Annotated in this window: 22 protein-coding genes; 12 read left to right on the top strand and 10 right to left on the bottom strand. The window is 69.8% G+C overall.

From position 1 onward, the window contains the following. Positions 1–27 precede the first annotated feature (27 nt). From LRG07_RS08140 to zapD, 9 genes are all read left to right on the top strand, one after another. Complete coding sequence (locus tag LRG07_RS08140; RefSeq protein WP_201172183.1) at positions 28–462, top strand: HPP family protein; 435 nt, start codon at positions 28–30, stop codon at positions 460–462. Between the two features lie 21 nt (positions 463–483). Then, positions 484–1,383: a motility protein A gene (locus tag LRG07_RS08135; RefSeq protein ID WP_238634023.1), complete on the top strand. Its 900-nt coding sequence runs from the start codon at positions 484–486 to the stop codon at positions 1,381–1,383. A 15-nt stretch (positions 1,384–1,398) separates the two neighbouring features. Then, positions 1,399–2,127, top strand: coding sequence for an OmpA family protein (locus LRG07_RS14055; RefSeq protein WP_201172198.1), 729 nt, complete (start codon positions 1,399–1,401; stop codon positions 2,125–2,127). Between the two features lie 62 nt (positions 2,128–2,189). After that, complete coding sequence (locus LRG07_RS08125) at positions 2,190–2,870, top strand: rhomboid family intramembrane serine protease (RefSeq protein ID WP_201172200.1); 681 nt, start codon at positions 2,190–2,192, stop codon at positions 2,868–2,870. Positions 2,871–2,945: 75 nt separating this feature from the next. Then, positions 2,946–4,106, top strand: a complete 1,161-nt coding sequence (locus LRG07_RS08120; protein ID WP_238642125.1) for a GspE/PulE family protein — start codon at positions 2,946–2,948, stop codon at positions 4,104–4,106. Further along, positions 4,094–5,284, top strand: a complete 1,191-nt coding sequence (locus LRG07_RS08115; protein WP_238642124.1) for a type II secretion system F family protein — start codon at positions 4,094–4,096, stop codon at positions 5,282–5,284. The genes LRG07_RS08120 and LRG07_RS08115 overlap by 13 nt, the downstream gene beginning before the upstream one ends. 51 nt (positions 5,285–5,335) lie before the next feature. Further along, positions 5,336–6,190 (top strand): A24 family peptidase, encoded by an 855-nt coding sequence (locus LRG07_RS08110; protein ID WP_238642123.1) that lies wholly within the window; start codon positions 5,336–5,338, stop codon positions 6,188–6,190. Next, positions 6,187–6,819 (top strand): dephospho-CoA kinase, encoded by a 633-nt coding sequence (gene coaE / locus LRG07_RS08105; protein WP_201172208.1) that lies wholly within the window; start codon positions 6,187–6,189, stop codon positions 6,817–6,819. Before LRG07_RS08110 ends, coaE begins: the two co-directional genes overlap by 4 nt. A gap of 11 nt (positions 6,820–6,830) precedes the next feature. After that, on the top strand, positions 6,831–7,616 hold the full coding sequence (gene zapD, locus LRG07_RS08100; protein ID WP_201172209.1) for a cell division protein ZapD: 786 nt from the start codon (positions 6,831–6,833) through the stop codon (positions 7,614–7,616). A 13-nt stretch (positions 7,617–7,629) separates the two neighbouring features. On the opposite strand, the gene LRG07_RS08095 is transcribed toward zapD, so the two are convergent. From LRG07_RS08095 to secA, 3 genes are read right to left on the bottom strand one after another with little or no spacing between them, the layout of a single operon-like run. Beyond that, positions 7,630–8,604 (bottom strand): Nudix family hydrolase, encoded by a 975-nt coding sequence (locus LRG07_RS08095; protein WP_370641524.1) that lies wholly within the window; start codon positions 8,602–8,604, stop codon positions 7,630–7,632. A gap of 11 nt (positions 8,605–8,615) precedes the next feature. Further along, entirely contained in the window at positions 8,616–9,818 is a 1,203-nt protein-coding gene (argJ, locus tag LRG07_RS08090) for a bifunctional glutamate N-acetyltransferase/amino-acid acetyltransferase ArgJ (RefSeq protein WP_238642122.1), read from the bottom strand. A 1-nt stretch (position 9,819) separates the two neighbouring features. After that, the gene (secA, locus tag LRG07_RS08085) at positions 9,820–12,615 is read right to left on the bottom strand and encodes a preprotein translocase subunit SecA (protein WP_238642121.1); all 2,796 of its coding nucleotides are present in this window, start codon (positions 12,613–12,615) and stop codon (positions 9,820–9,822) included. Positions 12,616–12,762: 147 nt separating this feature from the next. Here secA and LRG07_RS08080 point away from each other — a divergent pair, with 147 nt between their 5' ends. Then, positions 12,763–13,251 (top strand): DciA family protein, encoded by a 489-nt coding sequence (locus LRG07_RS08080; RefSeq protein ID WP_201172229.1) that lies wholly within the window; start codon positions 12,763–12,765, stop codon positions 13,249–13,251. Here the strand turns inward: LRG07_RS08080 and mnhG are convergent. From mnhG to LRG07_RS08045, 7 genes are read right to left on the bottom strand one after another with little or no spacing between them, the layout of a single operon-like run. After that, a complete protein-coding gene (gene mnhG / locus LRG07_RS08075) occupies positions 13,248–13,634 on the bottom strand; it encodes a monovalent cation/H(+) antiporter subunit G (RefSeq protein ID WP_238635668.1) in 387 nt (128 codons plus the stop codon). The two genes, LRG07_RS08080 and mnhG, sit on opposite strands and share 4 nt — an antisense overlap. Next, complete coding sequence (locus LRG07_RS08070) at positions 13,627–13,899, bottom strand: monovalent cation/H+ antiporter complex subunit F (protein ID WP_201172231.1); 273 nt, start codon at positions 13,897–13,899, stop codon at positions 13,627–13,629. Before LRG07_RS08070 ends, mnhG begins: the two co-directional genes overlap by 8 nt. Beyond that, positions 13,899–14,372: a Na+/H+ antiporter subunit E gene (locus LRG07_RS08065; RefSeq protein ID WP_201172233.1), complete on the bottom strand. Its 474-nt coding sequence runs from the start codon at positions 14,370–14,372 to the stop codon at positions 13,899–13,901. Before LRG07_RS08065 ends, LRG07_RS08070 begins: the two co-directional genes overlap by 1 nt. Then, the gene (locus LRG07_RS08060) at positions 14,369–15,883 is read right to left on the bottom strand and encodes a Na+/H+ antiporter subunit D (RefSeq protein WP_238642120.1); all 1,515 of its coding nucleotides are present in this window, start codon (positions 15,881–15,883) and stop codon (positions 14,369–14,371) included. Before LRG07_RS08060 ends, LRG07_RS08065 begins: the two co-directional genes overlap by 4 nt. Further along, positions 15,880–16,227, bottom strand: a complete 348-nt coding sequence (locus LRG07_RS08055; protein WP_201172237.1) for a Na+/H+ antiporter subunit C — start codon at positions 16,225–16,227, stop codon at positions 15,880–15,882. Before LRG07_RS08055 ends, LRG07_RS08060 begins: the two co-directional genes overlap by 4 nt. Before the next feature lie 4 nt (positions 16,228–16,231). Beyond that, a complete protein-coding gene (locus LRG07_RS08050) occupies positions 16,232–16,657 on the bottom strand; it encodes a Na+/H+ antiporter subunit B (RefSeq protein WP_238642126.1) in 426 nt (141 codons plus the stop codon). Then, entirely contained in the window at positions 16,657–18,975 is a 2,319-nt protein-coding gene (locus LRG07_RS08045) for a putative monovalent cation/H+ antiporter subunit A (protein ID WP_238635666.1), read from the bottom strand. Before LRG07_RS08045 ends, LRG07_RS08050 begins: the two co-directional genes overlap by 1 nt. Positions 18,976–19,129: 154 nt before the next feature. Between LRG07_RS08045 and LRG07_RS08040 the strand changes: the two genes are divergently transcribed. Both LRG07_RS08040 and LRG07_RS08035 read left to right on the top strand, forming a co-directional pair. Then, positions 19,130–20,551, top strand: a complete 1,422-nt coding sequence (locus LRG07_RS08040; protein WP_238642119.1) for a DUF1631 family protein — start codon at positions 19,130–19,132, stop codon at positions 20,549–20,551. Next, complete coding sequence (locus LRG07_RS08035; protein ID WP_238642118.1) at positions 20,548–21,312, top strand: 1-acyl-sn-glycerol-3-phosphate acyltransferase; 765 nt, start codon at positions 20,548–20,550, stop codon at positions 21,310–21,312. The genes LRG07_RS08040 and LRG07_RS08035 overlap by 4 nt, the downstream gene beginning before the upstream one ends. Positions 21,313–21,315: the final 3 nt, after the last annotated feature.

Here is a 21,315-nt window from a genome sequence, read left to right as displayed (position 1 = left end):
CGGGGCAGACAAGGCGAACGGGAGACCATGTACGACTTCCTCAGCTACCGCGTAAGCGATTACATGACCACGGCGCCGAAGACGGTGGGCCACGAGACCCCGCTGCGCGAGCTCCAGCGCCTGTTCGACGCCCACGACTTCAACGGCGTGCCCGTGGTGGACGAGCAGCAGCGGCTGCTCGGGCTGGCCACCAAGCTCGACCTGCTCAAGGCGTTCACCTTCACCCCGGACGCCATGGTGCCGCGCTACGACGCCATCATGGAGCGTCCGGTCCACGAGGTCATGACCCGCGAGCCCATCACGGTGCCACCGGACCTGCCCCTGACCCGCGTCCTGCAGCGCATGGTGGACATGCGCACCAAGGGGTTCCCGGTGGTCGATGACGAAGGTCGCGTGGTCGGCGTGATCGCCCGCGAGGATCTGCTTGGCGCCCTGCGGGACGCCACCAGCAGCACCGGCTAGGCAGCAGAGGGCCGCACCCCCATGAACCCGTCTACCCTGGTCGGCATCATCGGCGGGTTGATCCTGGTCGGCTCCGTGCTGTTCATCGCCGCGGAAGAGGCGCTGGTCTTCCTCAACTTCCCCGGCTTGGCGATCGTCATCGGCGGCACCCTGGCCGCCACCTTCCTCGCCTACCCCATGGACGAGGTCCTGCGGGTCTTCCGCCTGGTGTGGATCGTCATCCGCAACGAGCGCGTCTACACCCGCGACGACATGGAGGAGCTGATCCGCATCTCGCAGCTCTGGTTCAAGGGTGACGTGCGGGCGGTGGAGGACGCGCTGGAGAACGTGGCCAACCCCTTCCTGCGCACCGGGGTGCAGCTGCTCATCGACCTGACACCGGAGGAGGACATCCTCGACCTGCTGCAGTGGCGCATCCAGCGGCTGCGCGCCAAGGAACACGCCGAGGCGCAGATCTTCCGGGTCATGGCCTCCTTTGCGCCGGCGTTCGGCATGATCGGCACCCTGGTGGGGCTGATCAACATGATGTTCATCCTCGACGACGGCGACATCGCCCAGATCGGCCAGCAGATGGGCGTAGCACTGCTGACCACGTTCTATGGCATCCTCCTCGCCAACCTCGTCCTCAAGCCCATCGCGGTGAAGCTCGAGCGGCGCACCGAGCAGCGGCTGGTGACCCTGAACATGATCCTCCAGGGCATCTCGCTGATGTGCCAGAAGCGCAACCCGACCCTCATGCGCGAGACGCTGCACTCGTTCATCGCCCAGTACAAGGACGAGATCCGGGACCCGGACCTGATCCAGCAGCTCGAGGAGACCAGCCAGCGCGCCGCGGCCGCCGCCAACTCCCCGACTGGCGGCCAGGGCGGTGGCAGGCCGGAGGCGCGCGGCGGCGACCGCCCCGCCGGCGCCGAGCGCTGACCCCGGGGGCAAATCGTGGCCGAGCAGACCCCCAGCAACCGCCGCACCCGACAGTTCAACCGGCAGGTCCAGCCGGAGGGCGACAAGGAGGAGGACAACAGCTGGCTGCTGGTCTACCTCGACGTCATCACCCTCCTGCTGATCGTTTTCGTCATCCTCCTCGCACTGCTCGAGCCGGAGGAGGACGATGACCGCGAGGGCCTCGGCGACGGCGTCCTGGAGGGGCGCGAGCATATCCTCGAGGGTGACCCCAGCGTGCTCGAGGGGCTGCCGGCCCCGCTGGATGAGCCCGACCCCGTTGAAGTCCCCGCGGAACTCGAGGAGGCCGGCATCCAGGCCGTGGGCGAGGAGGAGACCCTCACCTTCCGGCTCGACGACGCCGTACTCTTCGAGACCGGACGGGCCGAACTCCAGGCCGAAGGCCAGGACGCCATCGACGAGCTGGTCCCGATCCTCGAGGCCACCGGGGTGCGCCTGTCGGTGGAGGGGCATACCGACAACATCCCCATCGCCACCGAGCAGTTCCCGTCGAACTGGGAGCTCTCCTCGGCGCGGGCCAGTGCCGTTCTGCGCTACCTCGAGCAACAGGGCCTGGACCCGCGACGGATGCGCGCCATCGGCTACGGCGACATCCGCCCGATCGCCGACAACGAGACCGCCGAGGGGCGCGCCGAAAACCGCCGGGTGGAGATCACCCTGCACTTCGGCACCGATAGCCCGCCGGAAGATCTGCCGCTGCCGTAGGCAAGCAGCCGGGCACCGGCGATACTGACCCCTGGAGACCGACTGGAGACCCGAGCCCCGAGATGGACAACGCTGGCCCGCCCACCCTGTCGAACTTTCCGCCGGTCATCGGCTTCCTGCTGACGGCGAACATCCTCATCTTCCTGCTGCAGATCGTGATCGGGCCGCAACTGCTGATCACCGTCTTCGGACTCTGGCCGCTGACCGGGGGGCTGGACCTACCCCCGACCATGGGGCCGCTACCCGATTTCCAAATCTGGCAGCTGCTCACCTACGGCTTCCTGCACGGCGGGCTGCTGCACCTGTTCGTGAACCTCTTCGCCATGTGGATCCTCGGCGTCCACCTGGAGTACGCGTGGGGCTCACGGACCTTCGCGCTCTACTTCTTCATCTGCGTCATCGGCGCCGGTCTGGTCCAGCTGTTCGTCGCCACCCAGGCAGCGGCGGATGGCCAGATCTACCCGACCGTCGGCGCCTCGGGCGGGGTGTTCGGCATCCTCCTGGCCTTCGGCATGATGTTCCCCAACTACCGGCTGATGCTGCTCATCCCGCCAATCCCGATCAAGGCGAAGTACTTCGTCATCGGCTACGGCGCGTTCGAGTTGTTCGCCGGCATCACCGGCACGGTGGCCGGCATCGCCCACTTCGCCCACCTCGGCGGCATGGTGGTCGGCTTCCTGCTGATCCAGTACTGGCGCGGCAAGCTGCCGATCAAACCGCGGTACCAGCGCTTCCACTGGTAGCCCCCTTCCCCCGTCGGGGCCGACCGGTCTACGCTGGAGCTTCGCTTCAGGGACGAAGCCGAAGGAGAACGCATCATGGACGACGATCGTGCCACGGTCCGCCTCGTGGACCGTCTCCTGGCCGACGCCGTGCGGCGTCGGGCCTCGGACATCCACCTTCAGCCGGAAGCCGACCGGATCCGCGTGCGCCTGCGTATCGACGGCCTGCTGCGCGAAGCCGAGGCCCCGCCGGCCGCCCTGCACGGGCGCATCGCCGCGCGCATCAAACTGCTCGCTGGGATGGACGTCGCCGAGCAGCGCCTGCCGCAGGACGGTCGCCTGGAAGCCCGCGACGGTGACGGCCACCGCGTGCAGTTCCGCGTCGCCAGCTGTCCCGGGGTCCACGGCGAAAAGCTGGTCTTGCGCCTGATCGAGCAGGACGCCCCGACCACCCTCGAGGCCCTGGGCCTGCCCGATCCCGCCCGGCAGGCCCTGGAGGCAGCCCTTGACCGCCCCGACGGCCTGATCCTGGTCACCGGACCCACCGGCTCCGGCAAGACGGCGACGCTGCACGCTGCGCTGCGCCGGCTGAACACCCCCGAGCGCAACATCTGCGCCGTCGAGGATCCCGTGGAACTGGACACCCCCGGGGTGACCCACGTGGCCGTCAACCGCCGCGCCGGCATCGACTTCGCCCGGGCCTTGCGCGCCTTCCTGCGCCAGGACCCGGACGTGATCATGGTCGGCGAGATCCGCGACGCCGAGACCGCAGCCATCGCCGTCAAGGCGGCGCAGACCGGTCACCTGGTCCTCTCCACCCTGCACACGCGCAGCGCCCCCGGGGCGGTAGAGCGCCTGGCACAGATGGGCCTGCCTGGCCACGATCTGGCCTCCAGCCTCTCCCTGGTGGTGGCACAGCGTCTGGTGCGCCGCCTCTGCCCGACCTGCCGCGACGCCACGAGTTCGCCGGCGCAACCGGCAGCGGCGGAACCGCCCGGCGACTACGCCCGCCGCGGCTGTTCACAGTGTCAGGACGGCTACTGCGGGCGACGCGGTGTCTTCCAGGTCATGCCACTCACGCGGACGGTGGCCGATGCCGTACTCGCCGGGGCCTCGGCCCGCGAGATCGAGACACGCGCCCGGGCGGACGGCATCCCGGACCTGCACGACGCCGGTTGGCCGCTGGTGGAGGCCGGCGAGACCAGCGCCACCGAGCTGCGTCGGGTCACCCACGAGGCCGACTCTTGGCCCGCCTGAGCTGGCGTGGCCTCGACCGCGGCGGGCGTCGCCTGGGCGGAAGCTGCCACGCCGATTCACCGGCCGCCCTGCGTTACGCCCTGGCCGAGTGGGGGGTGGCGGTGACCGACGTGCGGCGCCAACCGGCCCGACCCCGGCGGCGCCGCACGCGCAGCGTCGAGCGCGCCGCCGCCCTCCGCCGGCTGGCCTCGGTGCTGGAGGCCGGGGCGCCGTTGAGCGAGGCCCTGCGCGTGGCGGCGGCCCAGGCCCCCACACCGGCGCTGCGCCAGGGGTTGCGCGGGGTGCGCCACGCGGTCGAGCGTGGCACCGATCCGGCCACCGCCTTCCGCAGTCAGTTTCCGGGGCTGCGCCCGGTCCATGGCGCCCTGCTCGCCGCCGGCACGTGGACCGGCGACCTACCCGCAGCCCTCGGCAGCGTCGCCACCGAGATCGAGCGCGAGGCGGCCATCGTCGCACTGCTGCGCCGCGCCCTGAGCTACCCGGCGGTGGTGGCGACAGCCGCCCTGGCCTTGATCAGCCTGCTGCTGACGGCGGTGGTCCCCCGCTTCGAGGGCTTGTTCCAACAGGGGGGCGAGCCCCTGCCGGCCCCAACACGGGCCGTGCTGACCGCTTCCGAGCTTTTCGCTGTGGCGGCACCAGTGGTGGTGCTCGGCGGCCTGGCAGCAGGCATGGCCCTCACAATGGCGGTGCGCCGTCATCCGGTCCGACGGCAGCGACTCGCCGCACTCGTTGCCCGCCTGCCCTGGCTCGGCGGCCTCCTGCTCGAGGCGGCACTGGCCCGCTGGGCAGCCACCCTGGCGCGCCTGTACGGTGCCGGTGTACCCCTGCTCGAAGCCCTGCCGCGCGCGGCCGATGCGGCCGGGGGCGCCGGCCTGGGGCCGCGCCTGAGCCGACTGCACAAACGCATCGAGGCGGGCGAGCCACTGGCCGCGGCCCTGCGCGAGCACCTTCCCGAGGCGCGGGAGATCAGCCAGCTGGTGGCCATCGGCGAGAACAGCGGACGCCTCGAGGAGATGCTCCACGACGCCGCGAGGCTGCATCAGCAGCGGCTGGAGGAGCGCCTTCAGCGCGCCGGCGCCCTGCTCGAGCCGGCCCTGATCGTCCTGCTCGGTGTCATCACCGCCGGGGTGGTCGGCGCACTCTACCTGCCGATCTTTCGCATGGGCACGACACTGTGATCCGCCCCCCCTACAATGGGCGCCCGTTACCCGGCACAGGCGCGGAGAGCCATGGAGACGTGGAATCAGTTACCCGAATGGATCATCTGGGGCGGTGCCGGCCTGCTCGGCCTGCTGGTGGGCAGCTTCCTCAATGTGGTTGTCCACCGCCTGCCGGCTATGCTCGAGCGGCGCTGGAGCCACGAGGCCCGGGACATCCTCGGTACCGAGTCGGAGGGCGCCGCAGAGACGACCTACCACCTGGGCTGGCCGCCGTCGCACTGCCCCCAATGCCAGCGCCGCCTGCGGGCGTGGGAGAACATCCCGCTGCTGAGCTACCTGCTCCAGCGCGGGTGCTGCCGCGGCTGCCGGGCTCGCATCCCGGCGCGCTACCCGATCATCGAGGCGCTCACCGGCATTGCCACGGCGACGGTCGTGGCCAGCCACGGGCTCTCCCCGCTGATCATCGGCCCGCTGCTACTGACCTGGGTCCTGATCGCTGCGGCGGCCATCGACTATGAACACTACCTCCTCCCGGACGCGCTGACCCTGCCGGTGCTCTGGCTCGGCCTGATCTGGAGCATCGTCGACCCCGGCTCACCGACACCCACCGATGCCATCCTCGGTGCCGTGGCGGGCTACCTGGCGCTGTGGGCCATCTTCCACGGTCACCGCCTGGTCACCGGGCGCGAGGGCATGGGCTACGGCGACTTCAAGCTGACCGCCGCCCTCGGGGCCTGGCTGGGCTGGCAGGCCCTACCGGCCCTGGTGCTCTTCGCCGCCCTGACCGGGCTGGCAGTGGCGGTGCTGCTCGCCGTGCGCAGCCGGCCCCTCGGCCAGCCCCTGCCCTTCGGCCCGGCGCTGGCCGTGGCCGGCTGGCTGCTGCTGGTGCTGTCGCCCGCCGGCGTGGGCTGGCAGCTGGTATGACAACGCGCGCGAAGACCCGGTGCATCGGACTGACCGGCGGCATCGCCAGCGGCAAGAGCACGGTGGCGGGACTCTTCGCCGCCCGCGGCGTGCCGGTGATCGACACCGACCTGCTGGCCCGCGAGGTGGTGGCGCCCGGCACCGAGGGCCTCGCCGCCGTCGTCGCGACCTTCGGCGCGGCTGTGCTCACGGAGGCCGGCCAGCTCGATCGCGCCGCCCTGGGTCGGCGCATCTTCGCCGACGACGAGGCCCGACGCACCCTCGAGGCCATCCTCCACCCACGCATCCGGCAGCGGTTGCGGGCCAGACTGGCGTGCCTGCGTGCCCCTTATGCCGTCGCAGTGGTACCTTTATTGGTTGAGACTGGCATGGACCGCGACATGGACGCGGTGGTGGTGGTCGACCTGCCAGAGGCCCAACAGCGCGAGCGACTCATGGCCCGCGATGGCCTCGGGCAGGAAACGGCCGAGCAACGACTGGCCAGCCAGGCGAGCCGCAGCCAGCGCCTGGCCGTGGCCGATTACGTCATCGACAACAGCCGTGCGCGCGGCTCACTGGCCGGGCAGGTGGCCGAGGTGCACCGCCAGCTGCTGGCCCGGGCCCGCCGCGCACCCCCCGATCAGGAGTGAGACGCACCGCGATGAGTGACAAGAACCAGGACTGGGTCGTCTACGAGCACCCGCTGAATGAACGCCTGCGCACGCTGCTGCGGCTGGAATTCCTCATGGAGACCGCCAGTGCCGCCATGGAGCGCGAGCAGATCATCGACAGCCGCATGGCGGTGGAGGCGTTCATCCACACCCTCAACGTCCTCGAGCGTGGCGAAGTGCGCTCGGAGGTCATCAAGGAACTCGACCGACTCTCCACCGAGACCGCCTACATGGGCGCCCGTGGCGTCTGGTCCGCTTCCCGGGTCCAGGAGGAGACCGACCGCTGCCGGCAACTGCTGCGCCGCGTCGGCGAGCCCGACGCAGCCCTGGGCCAAGAGCTGCGCGAGGACGAGCTGCTGGGGCTGATCACCCAGCGCTTTGGCGTCGGCGCCGGCACCTGCAACTTCGACCTGCCCAGCTACCACCGCTGGCTGAGCCGCCCCTACGACGAGCGGCGGGCCGACATGCAGCGCTGGTACGACAGCTTCGCGGACCTGCGCGCAGCGGTCACCTTTGCCCTACGTGTCCAGCGCGATGCCGGCGCGTTCGCCGACGAGGTGGCCGAGGGCGGCTCCTGGCAGCAGCGCACCCCCTACGACAGCCGGGTCACCCAGATGCTGCGCCTCCAGGCTCCGATCGAGAACGGCGTCATCCCCGAGATCAGTGGCAACCGCCACCTGGTCACCATCCGCTTCCTGCGCCAGCCGGATACCCGCAGCCGACCGGAACCGGTGGGTGCCGACGTCTCCTTCCGAATGGCGCGCTGTACGCTCTAGACCGGCGCCCACCTTACACGCCGGCCCCGGCGTGATCCGCCAGCAGGCCACGGATGGCCGCCACACCCTGCCCACCGCAGCTACGCGCCCGCGTGATATCGGCCGGCCCCACGCCGCCGAGGGCGTAGACCGGCAGGCGCGCCCCGGCCACCCACTCGGCAAAACACGCCCATCCCATACCGGTCTGCTCGGGGTGGCTGGCCGTCCACTGCACGGGCGAAAGCACGGCAAAATCGGCGCCGCAGGCGGCGGCGCGCTCCAGCTCGCCGGCATCGTGGCAGGAGGCACCGACCCAGCGCGCCCAGTGCGGGCGCTCTGGCCCAGCTGCCAGCGCGCGGCTGCTCCAGTGCACGCCGTCGGCCCCCACCGCCCGGGCCTGCTCCGCCGGCGCGTTGGCCAGCAGCCTCGCCCCGTGGGCGTCACAACGCGCACGCAGGGCGCGCCCCAGGCGCACCCAGGCCGCCGGATCCAGATCCGGGCGACGCAGCTGGACCAGGCGTACGCCCAACGCCAGGGCCGCGTCCACGCGGTCCAGCCAGGCAGCCTCATCGGTTGGCTCTGCGGGCGTGATCAGGTAGCGATCGGGGAGCTGCAGCGAGCGGATGATCGGCCAGTTGGCAGCCGGCCACGCCCGACCGCCCATCTCCTCGGCGGTGAGCCAGTCCAGGCTCTGACCCTCGCGGCCGTGGGGCTGCCCGGACCACTCGGCAACATCGAGGACGTGAAGCACCACCCGTCGATGGCCGTACGTCCACGGGACACGGATGCGCAGGGCCCCCGGTTGGATCCGGATGCCCAGCTCCTCGGCCAGTTCGCGGACCAGGGCCGCGGCCACCGACTCGCCCGGCTCGATCTTGCCCCCGGGGAACTCCCACAGACCGCCGTGATCCAGGTGCTTCGGCCGACACTGGACGAGCACGCGGCCATCACCGCCGCGAAGCACCCCAGCGGCCACGTGGATCGGTTCGGGGACGACGCCGCCTGCCACCCGGGTCTCGCTCAGGTCCGGTACTCGGCGTTGATGCGGACGTATTCCGCGGTGAGGTCGCAGGTCCACACGGTGGCGGCCGCCCCACCGCGGCCGAGGTCCACCCCTAGGCGCACCTCAGAGCCGGCCAGATACGCGGCGGCGGCCGCCTCGTCGTAGTCGGGGGCAACCGCACCGCGCTGGGCAACCACCTGGTCGCCGATGGACAGGACCACGGCATCGACGTCGAGGTCGTCGATGCCTGCCCGGCCGACGGCCGCGAGGATCCGGCCCCAGTTGGGGTCGGCCGCGGCGAGGGCGGTCTTGACCAGCGGCGACTCCGCCACCGTAAAGGCCACCCGCTCGGCCTCGGCGGTATCTTGCGCCCCCTCGACCGCGACATCCACCAGCCGCGTTGCCCCCTCGCCGTCGGCGGCGATGGCCCGGGCCAGATCGATGCAGACCGCCTCGACGGCGGCCTGGAAGCGCTCGAAGTCGCCCCCCTCATCGGGCACCCGGGGCCCCTGCCCGGTGGCAGCCAACAGGCAGGCGTCGTTGGTGGAGGTGTCTCCGTCGACGGTGACCCGGTTGAACGATCGCTCGGTGGCGCGGCGCAGGCAGTCGGCCAGGGCCGCATCGGAGATCTCGGCATCGGTGGCCAGGAAGGCGAGCATGGTGGCCATGTCCGGGCGGATCATCCCCGCCCCCTTGGCGATCCCGGTCACCGTGCAGGTACCGCCGGCCAGCGTCACCTGGTAGCTGGCGATCTTCTCCCGGGTGTCCGTGGTCTGGATACCGACCGCCGCCGCCTGCCAACCGTTTTCCTCCAGCGCCTCGAACGCCCCGGGGATGCCGGCAGTGATGCGCTCGACGGGCAGCGGCTCACCGATCACGCCGGTGGAAAAGGGGACCACGGCCTCGACGGGGCATCCGGCCTGCTCGGCCACGCCACGGCAACAGGCCAGGGCGTCGGCCTCGCCACGCTCGCCGGTCCCGGCGTTGGCGTAGCCGGTGTTGATCAGCAGATAACGCGGCGCGGTGGCGGCCAGATGGCGCTCGGCGATGCGCACCGGAGCAGCCCGGAAGCGGTTGCGGGTGAACACCGCCGCGGCACGCCCCGTCTCGGGCAAGGCCATGACCACCAGATCCGGCCGCCCGGGCTTGCGGATACCGGCCGAGACCGTACCAAGGCGGAACCCGGGCACTGGATGGATCACCGCATCTGCGCCCGACATCTCAGAGCTTCCCGCAGCAGTGCTTGTACTTCTTGCCGGAGCCACAGGGGCAGGAATCGTTGCGCCCGACCTTGGGGCCCTCGCGGGCCACGGTCTCCTGCCCCCGCCCCCCGGCGGCCTGCTGCCGGCCATCGCCGCCGCGCGCGCCCTCGCCCTCGGCCGCCGAGGCGCTCCCCCCGGCGGCAGTCACGGCGCCTGCGGCGGCGGAGGCCGGCGCGGCATGGCGCATCTGCATACGCTCCGCCTCCTGCCGGCGCTGCTCCTCGACGGCCTCCACGTCCTCCTCGGCGCGGACCTGGACGCGCAGCAGCACGCCGACGGCGTCGCGTTTCAGGCCCTCGAGCATCTCCTGGAACATGGCGAAGGCGTCCTTCTTGAACTCCTGCTTCGGGTTGCGCTGGGCATAGCCGCGCAGCCCCACCCCCTGGCGCAGGTAGTCCATGGCGGCCAGGTGCTCCTTCCAGTGCTTGTCCAGAACCTGGAGCATCACCGCCTTCTCGAAGTGGCGCACGACGCTGGCACCCGCCTCGGCCTCCTTGGCCCGGTAGGCCTTCTCGATCTCGGACTGGATGCGCTCGCGCAGGGTCTCCTCGTGGAGGCTGTCGTCCTCGTCGAGCCAGCGCTGGACGGGCAGTTCCTGGCCGAACTCCTCCTTGAGGGTACGCTCCAGCCCGGCGACGTCCCATTGCTCGTCGATGGACCCCGGCGGGATGTACTCGGAGATCACCTTGTCGACCACGTCCTGGCGGATGGCGTCCACCGTCTCGGAGACGTCATCGGCCTCGAGCAGCTCGTTGCGCTGCTCGTAGACCACCTTTCGCTGGTCGTTGGCGACGTCGTCGAACTCCAGCAGGTGCTTGCGCATGTCGAAGTTGTGCGCCTCGACCTTGCGCTGGGCGTTCTCGATCACCCGCGAGACCATGCCCGACTCGATGGCCTCGCCGTGCTCCATGCCAAGCTTCTGGAGCATGCCGGACATGCGCTCCGAGGCGAAGATGCGCAGCAGCGAATCCTCCAGCGACAGGTAGAAGCGCGACGACCCCGGATCGCCCTGACGCCCGGAGCGCCCACGCAACTGGTTGTCGATGCGGCGGGATTCGTGGCGCTCGGTACCGATCACGTGCAGACCACCGGCATTCACCACCCGGTCGTGGCGGTCCTGCCACTCGGCCTTGCGCCGCTCCACCTCGGCCGGGTCGGGGTCATCGCCGAGCTCGGCCAGCTCTTGGTCCAGGTTGCCGCCGAGGACGATGTCCGTGCCGCGACCGGCCATGTTGGTGGCGATGGTCACCGCACCCGGCCGGCCGGCGTCGGCGATGATCTGCGCCTCGCTCTCGTTGTGCTTGGCGTTGAGCACGTTGTGCTCCACGCCGGCCTCCTTGAGCGCCTTGGACAGGCGCTCCGAGGCCTCGATGGAGGTGGTGCCCACGAGCACGGGCTGGTCGCGCTGCACGCAGTCCTTGATATCCGCAATGATCGCCTCGTACTTCTCGTCGGCGGTGCGGTAGACCAGGTCGTGATGATCGGCGCGGACCATCGGCCGGTGGGTGGGGATGGAGAGCACCTCCAGGCTGTAAATATGCTGGAACTCGAAGGCCTCGGTATCCGCCGTGCCGGTCATACCAGCCAGCTTGTCGTAGAGCCGGAAGTAATTCTGGAAAGTGATCGACGCCAGGGTCTGGTTCTCGGCCTGGACGGGCAGGCCCTCCTTGGCCTCCACTGCCTGGTGCAGACCCTCGGACCAGCGCCGGCCGGGCATGGCGCGCCCGGTGAACTCGTCGACGATGACCACCTGGTTGTCACGGATCAGGTAGTGGACGTCGCGCTCGTAGAGGGTATGGGCCCGCAGCGCCGCATTGAGATGGTGGACCACGTTGATGTTGCGCGCATCGTAGAGCGAGTCGTTCTCGCCGATGAGCCCCTCCTCGCGCAGCAGCTCCTCGGCCCGGTCATGGCCCCCTTCGGTGAGATACACCTGGCGGGCCTTCTCATCTACGTAGTAGTCACCCGGTCCCAGCTCGGGGGTCTCCTCGGGGCGCTCCTCGGGCTTCTGCGCCTCCAGGCGCGGCACCAGCCGGGACATCGCCTCGTAGAGCTCGCCGGCCTGCTCCGCCGGGCCGGAGATGATCAGCGGCGTGCGGGCCTCGTCGATGAGGATGGAATCGACCTCGTCGACCAGCGCGTAGTAGAGATCCCGCTGGACCTTGTCCTCCTTGCGGAAGGCCATGTTGTCGCGCAGGTAGTCGAAGCCGAACTCGTTGTTGGTGCCGTACGTGATATCGGCCTGGTAGGCGGCGATCTTCTCCTCGCGGGGCTGGCGCGGCACCACCACGCCCACCTCCATGCCGAGGAACCGGTAGAGCCGGCCCATCCACTCGGCGTCACGGCGGGCCAGGTAGTCGTTGACAGTCACCACGTGGACGCCGCGACCGGTCAGGGCGTTGAGGTAGACCGGCAACGTGGCGACGAGGGTCTTGCCCTCGCCCGTTTTCATCTCCGAGATGTTGCCGTCGTGCAGGACCATGCCGCCGAGCAGCTGAACATCGAAGTGGCGCAGGCCCAGCACCCGGCGCGAGGCCTCGCGCACGACGGCAAACGCCTCCTCGAGGAGATCGTCCAGGGTCTCGCCCTGCGCGAGCCGCGCCTTGAACGCCTCGGTCCTTGCCTGAAGCTGCTCGTCGGATAGCTTCTGCAGCTCCGGCTCGTGCGCGTTGATGGCCTCGATCCGCTTGCGCAGACGCTTCAGCGCACGATCGTTACGGGTTCCGAAGACGCGTTTGGCGATGGCTGAAAACATGGGCACTCGATACAGATTTCCGGCGAAGTCAAGTCCAACAGGATACAGATAATCGGTGCGGGAGGGTAAGGCGTCGGCCGCCGATTCAGCCCACCGGGGCGCGGTCCCCCTTGCATCCGAGCGCCGGGGACCGGAGACTCCGACGACATGAGCGACCCGAAACGCTTCAACCCGGCCCGCCCTCCGCGCCGTGAGGGCAAACTGCACCGGATCGCGCCGCGCCTGGCACAGCGCCCCGGGCCGTTGCGCGCCGTCATCGACCACGCCCGTGGGCTGGAGCGGCTCGGGCGGCGGCTGCAGCGGAACCTGCCGCCGGAGACGCAGGGCCACTGGCGCCTAGCCCGACTGGATGAGGAGGAGATGGTCTTGATCGCCGACGGCAGCGGCTGGGGAACGCGGCTTCGTTACCTGTCGCGCCAGCTCCAGGACGCCGCCGAGGCGATCTCCGGGCAGCGGCCGCGGCGGGTGACCGTGCGCGTCGCCCCGGCCTCGTCGGCCCCGCGCAAGCTCCAGGGACCCGGGCCGCTCAGCGAGCAGGCCGCCAACACCCTGCGCCGGGCCGCCGCCACCAGCAGCGACCCGGCGCTGCGCGAGGCCCTGGAACGGCTCGCCTCACGGCGGCGCGACGAGGACTAGTGCTCGTCCCGATCCTCGAGCCCACTGCGCAGGACGTGGGTCTCGGGGTCGTAGTGGTGGCGCAGTTCATCCTTGATCGTCCCGTCCCACAGCGGCACACCGACGAAGTAGCCGGCCCGGCCGATGACGTGGGCGGCCACCGGGGCGGTGAGCACGATGAAGACGATGATCGCCACCGCCCGTGCCGTCACCGAGGCGTCGGCGAAGTGCACCGCCACCCCGGCGATGATCAGCGCCGCCCCCAGGGCGCCGGCCTTGGTCGTGGCGTGCATCCGGGTGAGCAGATCCGGCAGGCGGTACAGGCCCACCGCAGCGATGAGCATCAACCCGCCGCCGAGCAGCAACAGGACCGAGGCGATCAGCTCCTGCAGGAAATCAGTCATCCCGCGGCCCCCCTTTCTCCAGATAGCGGGCGAACCCCACCGCGGCCATGAAGGCGAGCAGGGCCAAGACGATGGCCACGTCGATGAAGTGGTCAACACCGGTGTGGATGGCGTAGACGCCGATGAACCCGACCAGGATCGAGGCGATCAGCTCCAGCGCCACCACCCGATTGGGCAGCATCGGTCCCTTGGCCAGGCGTACGAAGGCCAGCACCAGCGACGCCGAGAGCATGGCAAAGACGAGGGTTGCGGCAATCCCGAGCATCAGCGCATCACCTCCAGCACCCGGCGCTCCAGCTCCTTGACCTCATCCAGCAGCGCCTCCTCATCCTCGATGTACATGGCGTGGATGTAGAGCACCCGCCGGTCGGTGGAGACGTCCAGCGACAGCGTCCCCGGGGTCAGGCTGATCAGGTTGGCAACCACCGTAATCTCGCCGTCCGTGCGAGCCTCCAGCGGGACACCAATCACCCCCGGCCGCATGCCCCACTCCGGCGTGACCACATCGTAGGCGACCCGGGCGTTGGCCTTGATCAGCTCCCAGATGTAAAAGAACACGAAACGGATGAACCGCGGCACCCGCTGGCCGTAGCCGGCGAACGCCGGCAGCTGGTTCTGCATCACGGCGATGGCGCCATAGCCGAGCAGGAAGCCGAACAGGGCATTGACCGCACTGAAGTTGGCGGTCAGCACCACCCAGACCATGGCCAGGACGACGTTCCAGGCGAATGGGATCACTGCGCACCCTCCTCCAGCACGGCGTCGATGTAGACCTGCGGATCAAGCAGCTGCTTGGCGGAGGCCTCGGCCAGCTCGTAGAGCGGCTGCGCGTAAAGACCGATGAACAGGGTCAGCAGCGCCAGCCCGGCGATCGGCAGATACATGGCCCACAGGCCCGGGTCGCGCCGCTCGCCGATGAGCACCGAGGTGTCCTGCACATGCTCGGGCACCCCGTGCCAGAACGCCTCCTGCCAGATCTTGGTCATCGAGTAGAGGGTCAGCAGGCCGGTGAGCAGCGCCACGAAGACGATCCCCCAGGAAGCCTGCTCGACGCCGGCCCAGATGACAATCAGCTTGGCGATGAACCCGGACAACGGCGGCAGGCCGGCCAGCGACAGCGCCGGCACGGCGAAGAGCAGCCCCAGGAACGGCCGGTGCTTGTAGAGCCCGCCCAGGTCGCGCAGCTCGTAGCTGCCCAGCATCCGGTAGGCCACGCCGGCGACCAGGAAGAGATTCGTCTTCACGATGATGTGGTGCGCGATGTAGAAGACACCGCCGATCAGGGCCAACGGCGTGAACAGCGCCAGGCCCATGATCATGTAGCCGATCTGGCTGATGATGTGGAACGAGAGGATGCGGCGCACCTCGTAGTGGTACGCGGCACCCAGCACGCCGGTGATCATCGTGAAGCCGGCCGCCCAAAGCAGGATCTCGTGGGTGTAGGCGACCTCCTGCGTGAAGATCAGCGTAAACACCCGGTACAGGGCGTAGACACCGACCTTGGTCAGCAGGCCGGCGAACAGCGCCGAAATGGCGATCGGCGGGGTGTGGTAACTCGCCGGCAGCCAGAAGAAGAGCGGGAAGGCACCGGCCTTAATACCGAAGGAGACCATGTACATGGCCGCCAGCACGGTGACCAGCCCGGGCTGATCCACCTCGGCGAGCTTCACCGCCATGTCGGCCATGTTCAGGGTGCCGACCAGGCCGTAGGTGATGCCCACCGCCGAGAGGAAGATCATCGACGAGAGCAGGTTGAGGGTGACGTACTTGATCGCCCCCTCCATCTGCGCCCGCTCGCCGCCGAGGATCAGCAGCGCGAACGAGGCGACGAGCATCACCTCGAACCAGACGTAGAGGTTGAAGACGTCGCCGGTCAGGAAGGCGCCGGCCACACCGGCGAGCAGCAGGTGCAGCAGCGGCCAGTGGCCGTAGTGCTCGTGCCCGCGCGGCGTCGTGGCCGTAGAGTACACGGCGGTGGCGAAGCCCATGATGCCGGTGAGCACCGCCATGATGGCGCCCAACAGGTCGGCGACCAGGGTGATGCCGAAGGGCGCCTTCCAGTCGCCCATGTGCATCACCACCACGCCCTCGTGCCAGACCGTGTGCAGCAGCCACAGGGTGCTGGCCAGCAGCGCGCCGGTGCCGAGCACCCCCAGCCAGCGCTGCACGGTCAGGTGGCGGTGGACCGCCAGCGAGACGGCGCCCAGCAGCAGGGGCAGCAGTACCGGTATGGCGACTTGCAGACTCACGTGTCCGTATCCTTCATCTGATCCAGATCGTCGGCCTGCACCACCTGATACGCCTTGTTGATCAGCACCAGCGCAAAGGCCAGCACGCCGAAGGCGATCACGATGGCGGTCAGGATGAGGGCCATGGGCAGCGGATCACCCACCGCGCCCACCGGCCCGTCGGCGCCCTCGGGGATCAGCGGCGGCGCTCCCCGCGTCATCCCCGCGGCGGTGAAGAAGAGCAGGTTCGCCGCGTTGGAGAGCAGGATCAGGCCGATGACCAGCTTGACGATGGAACGGCGCAGCATCATGTAGATGGCGGCGGCGAACATGATGCCCACCAGGACGGCCATTAACGGTTCCATAGCCTTACTCCTCCGCCTCCGCCAGGCTCACCACGATGGCCAGCACCGAGCCGAGCACGGTGAGGTAGACCCCGACGTCGAAGATCAGCGGCGTGTTGATGCTCACCTCCCCGATCAACGGGATCTCCGGATACCACCACAGCGCCTTGAAGAAGGGCTCGCCGATGAAGATCGGCGGTACGGCGGCCAGGGTGCCGATGACCAGGCCGACCCCGGCGATGGTCCGTGCATCCATCCGCAGCACCTGCTGCGTGGCCGGCACGCCGAAGGCGAACAGGTAGAGGATGAACGCCGAGGAGGCCACCAGCCCGGCGATGAAACCGCCGCCGGGCAGGTCGTGACCGCGCAGCAGCATGAAGACGGAGAACAGCAGCTGCAGCGGCAGCAACAGCCGCGCCATCGTCGAGAGGATCAGGGACCCGGGCTGGATCATTGGTTGTCCTCCTTCTCGGCGGGACTGCTCTCACCGGTCACCCGGTACTTGACCATGGCGTAGACGCCGATGGCGGCCAGAGCGACGACGAAGATCTCGCCCAGGGTGTCCAGCGCCCGATAGTCCACCAGGATCACGTTGACCACGTTGCGGCCGTGGGCCAGCGGCACACTCTCATCTAGGTGGTAGGCCGAGATCGGCTCGGCGAACTGGACATCGATGGTGATCAGCAGCAGCGAGGTCACCAGCACGCCCATCACCGCGGCCACCACGCCGTCGCGCACCCGCTGCTGCGGCGTGGAGAAGTTCATGAAGCCGGGCAGCCGGAAGAGCACCAGGACCAGCAGGATCACCGTCAGGGTCTCCACCAGGATCTGCGTGATGCCCAGATCCGGGGCGCTGAACAGGATGAAGATCAGCGCCACGGTGAAGCCCATCACGCCCAGCGACGCCACCGCCCCCAGCCGCGAGTTGGTCACGCAGGCGAAGAGCACTGAGGCGATCAGCACACCGGCGATGATCCACTCGTAGAAGTAGACCTCGAGGCCGGCGCCGAAGCCCCCGTCGTAGCGGGTGGCCAGGGTGTAGCCGACCAGCAGCACGGTAGTCAGCACCGTGGTGGTGATGTAGTGGCGCAGGTAACCGTTCTGCAGCACGCGGGTCTGCCAGTCCGCACTCCAGACCAGGGCGTCGAGGGTGCGGAAGTAACCGGCCTCCGGGCCGCGCTCATAGAGCCAGTCGTACCGGGCCATCGCCTCGCGCACCTGATCCCAGCGGGTGAACAGGAATGCGCCGGCGGCAATGGCGAACAGCGACATGACCAGCGGCAGGTTCACGCCGTGCCAGAGCGAGAGGCTCACCGAGATCTGCTCACCGGCCAGCGATGAGGCCACGGCACCGATCAGCCCCTCGGGAATGAACGGGAACACCCCGAAGAGCAGGCTCAGGACACCGAGGACCGCCGGCCCGGCGAGCATCCCCGGCGGCGCCTCGTGGGGCTCCTTCGGGGTCTCGGTGCGCTCGCCGAAGAACGGCCGGATGGCCACGATGCCGGCGACAATGACCACGAGCACGGCGGTGCCCAGGGCCAGCAGCGCCAGCACCGCCGAGAGGTAGGGCGCCTCCAGCACCGACTCAAGCATCAGCTCCTTGCCGAGGAAGCCGAACAGCGGCGGGATGCCGGCCAGTGACAGGGCCGAGACCGCGGCCAGCACCGCCGTCTTCGGCATGGCGTGGCGCAGGCCGCCCATCTTGAGGACGTCCTTGGTGCCGGTCTCGTGGTCGAGGGCGCCGGCGACCAGGAACAGGGCGCCCTTGTAGAGCGAGTGCGCCAGCAGGAAGGCGCCGAAGGCGATCATCGCCCCTTCGGTACCGATACCGGCGAGCATGGTCAGCGTACCCAGGGCCATCACCGTGGAGTTGGCCAGCACCCCCTTGATCCCGGTGCTGCGCACGGCGAAGTAGGCGCCGGTGAACATGGTGATGGCGCCGACCAGCGGCAGCAGCGTCATCCACAGCGTGGTGTCACCCAGTGCCGGGTGCAGCTTGGCCAGCAGGAAGACGCCGGCCTTCACCATGGTGGCCGAGTGCAGGTAGGCCGACACCGGGGTCGGCGCGGCCATGGCCCGCGGCAACCAGAAGTGGAACGGCACTTGGGCCGACTTGGTGAAGGCGCCGAGGAGGATCAGCAGGGTCAGCGGCACGTACCACTCGTGCTCGCGGATCACATCGCCCTGCTTCAGGAGCTCGGAGATCGTGTAGGTGTCGCCGACGATCCCCAGCATGATGAAACCGGCGAGCAGCGCCAAACCACCGCCAACGGTCACCAGCAGACCCTGCAGGGCGTAGCGCCGCGCCTTGGCATCCTCGTTGTCGTAGCCGATCAGCATGTACGAGGTAATGCTGGTCAGCTCCCAGAAGATGAACAGGGTGATGAGGTTATCGGAGAGCACCAGGCCCAGCATCGACGCCATGAAGGCGAGGATGTGGACGTAGAAGCGCGGCTGACGCTCGTCGCCATCCAGGTAATCGCTGGCGTAGAGCAGGACGAAGGTGCCGATCCCCGAGATCAGCAGGGCGAAGAGCAGCGACAGCCCGTCCACGTAAAAGGACAGGTTGACGTCGAGCCCGGGCACCCAGGTGTACTCCATCCACACCGTCTCGCCGCCGACAATCTGCGGCAGGAAGGTGGCAAAATAGAGGGTGAGCACCGCGGGCAGCGCGGCGAAGGCCCAGCCGGCGCGGCGGCCCAGGACGGGCTGCAGCCACGGCACGAGGGCGGCGAGCACGAATCCGGAAAGTACTGCAGCAAGCATGCGAGGCCGATCTCCTGACGGTCTCGTCGGCAGACAACGGTTGTGGAAGATACCCGATGCTCCGGGGGCTGACAAGTTGGCGCAGCTGCAGGGGCGCCGGTAACCCGTTGAGTCGCCTTCTCACATCTGCCCGTCGCGGGTATCCTCCCGACCCATGAGCGAAGCCGATATGATCGAGCACCCCCCGGACAATGTCGTCTACCTCGCCCGCACCGAACGCGGTCAGGGTCGGGCGATCCCCGGTCGGATCGAGCGGCTGCGCCGCCACGTCGAGGGCCGTCTGGTGGGATCGCTGCGTCAGGGCCTGCACGAGGCGCAGGAGCGGCTCCACGAGCTGGCCGGCGGCGGCGAGCAGGGTGACGCCTACCGCCAAGACATGCAGATGGTCCGACTGCACCACCACGACATGGAAGAGGTCTTGCGCGCCGGTCTCGAGTACCGCTTCGCCGGGCTCATCGACCCGGCGGCCGTTGACCCGCCACCCACCCCGGCGCACCACAGCGCGGCGGCGCGCATTCTGACCGATCTGCGCAGCCGCACCGCAGCGACGACCGAGCCGACCACCCGCGCCCTGGACGCCGCCCTCCCCACGGTGCGCGTGCGCGAGCCGCTCAACCCGCTGGCCGCAGCGCAGGTGGCCGACCTGCTGCTGCGTGTCCAGCAACGCCCGCCGCTCGCCGCCCCGGCACAGGAGGTGGTGCTCGAAACGCTCGGGGACGCCGTGGGCCGCATGCTGCCGGATCTACACCGCGAGGCGGTGGCGCAGCTCACCGGCGACGGCGCGGCGGACCCCGCCGGGCCATCGGCGGCGACCAGCGTCGCCGACGAGACCCGATTCGCAGCACGCGCCGTGCGCAGCCGCGACCGTGTGGAGGCGGCCCGGCAGCGGGTCAGCGAGGAGATCGAGCGCTGCCTGGAGGGGCGCCGGCCGCCGGCACTCATCGAGCAGCTGATCCGGGACGCCTGGGCACGGCTGCTGCTGCTGATCCACCTGAGCGACGGCGCGGACTCTGAGAACTGGGTCCGCCACTGCGCGGTGATGGAGCGCCTGGTCTGGAGCGTCGACACCCCGCCGGATGCCACCTCGCGCCGACGGCTGGTCCTGGAGATCCCCCTGCTCCTCCACGAGGTGGCCGACGGCCTGCGCGAGGTCCTCCATGACCCCTTCGAGGTCAGCAAGGTGCTCCGCGCCCTGGAGGCCGAGTACCTGAACTGCCTGACCCGCGGCGATCCGGGGCTGGCCCAATTCAGCGCCAGGAACGACGATACCGCCGCGGCGAGCCACCGCGAGGGGGACGTGCGCCGGGTGGCCGCCCTGCCCGAAGGGACCTGGATGGAGATCGGCGGGGCACAGGGCGAGCGCCTGCGCGTCCGGCTGGCCGGGCACACCGCCGATGGTCGGCTGATCTTCGCCAACCGGGCCGGCTTCAAGGTCCTCGAGCGCAGCACCGAGGCGCTCGCCGCGGCCGTGGCCGACGGGCAGGCCAAGCTGCTCGACGACCATGAGCTGCTCAACGACGGGCTCTCGCGGGTCATCCGCCGGCTCGTCGAGCGGCGTGCGGGGCACGGCGAATGAGCGTGGCCCGCCGCGTACGGGCGGCCCTGATCCTCGCCTTGGCCCTCGTCCACCTGCTCCTCGGCGGGCTGTGGGTCACCGGGGCCAGCCTGCTCTCGCGGCGGCTCGGGCGCCACGCCGCGGCCCTGTGGAACCGGATCCTCATGGCCCTGATGCGCGTCCGCCTTCACCGGCACGGTCGCCCGCAGCGCGGCGCCCTCCTGGTGGCCAACCACCTCTCCTGGCTGGACATCGTTGCCCTGTTCGCCCTGGTGCCGGACACCTTCCTGAGCAAGGCGGAGCTGCGCGACTGGCCGATTGTCGGCCGCGTGGCCCGCAACCTCGGCACCCTGTTCATCGGCCGCGGCCACAGCGGCGCAGCGCAGCGGGCCGCCGGCGAGATGGCCGAGCGGCTGCGCCGGGGCGATGCCGTGATCTTCTTCCCCGAGGGCCGGATCAGCACCGAATTCGGCATCCAGCCGTTCCGCCCGCGGCTGTTCCGTGCCGCCCACGAGGCCGACTCCGCAGTGCAGCCGGTGGCCATCGGCTACCGTCCGCGCCACCGCGGTGACGATCTGGGGGAACTGGTGCCGGAGCGTCGCATGCTGGACAGCGCCTGGTGGGCGGCCGGCCACGGGGTGGAGGTCCACATCCACTTCCTGGACCCCATCCCGGCCGCGCAGCGGGACCGCCGGCAGCTGGCCGACGAGGCGCGCAAACGGATCGCCGATCGGGCGGGGCTGCCCCTGCTCGGGCGGACACCGGCCAACGGCGACGCGTGAGAG

This window comes from Halorhodospira sp. 9622 (assembly GCF_022228025.1).
Lineage (GTDB): Bacteria > Pseudomonadota > Gammaproteobacteria > Nitrococcales > Halorhodospiraceae > Halorhodospira > Halorhodospira halophila_A.
Note: the sequence above shows the minus strand (reverse complement) of the source record. Positions and strands in the feature narration are given on the sequence as shown.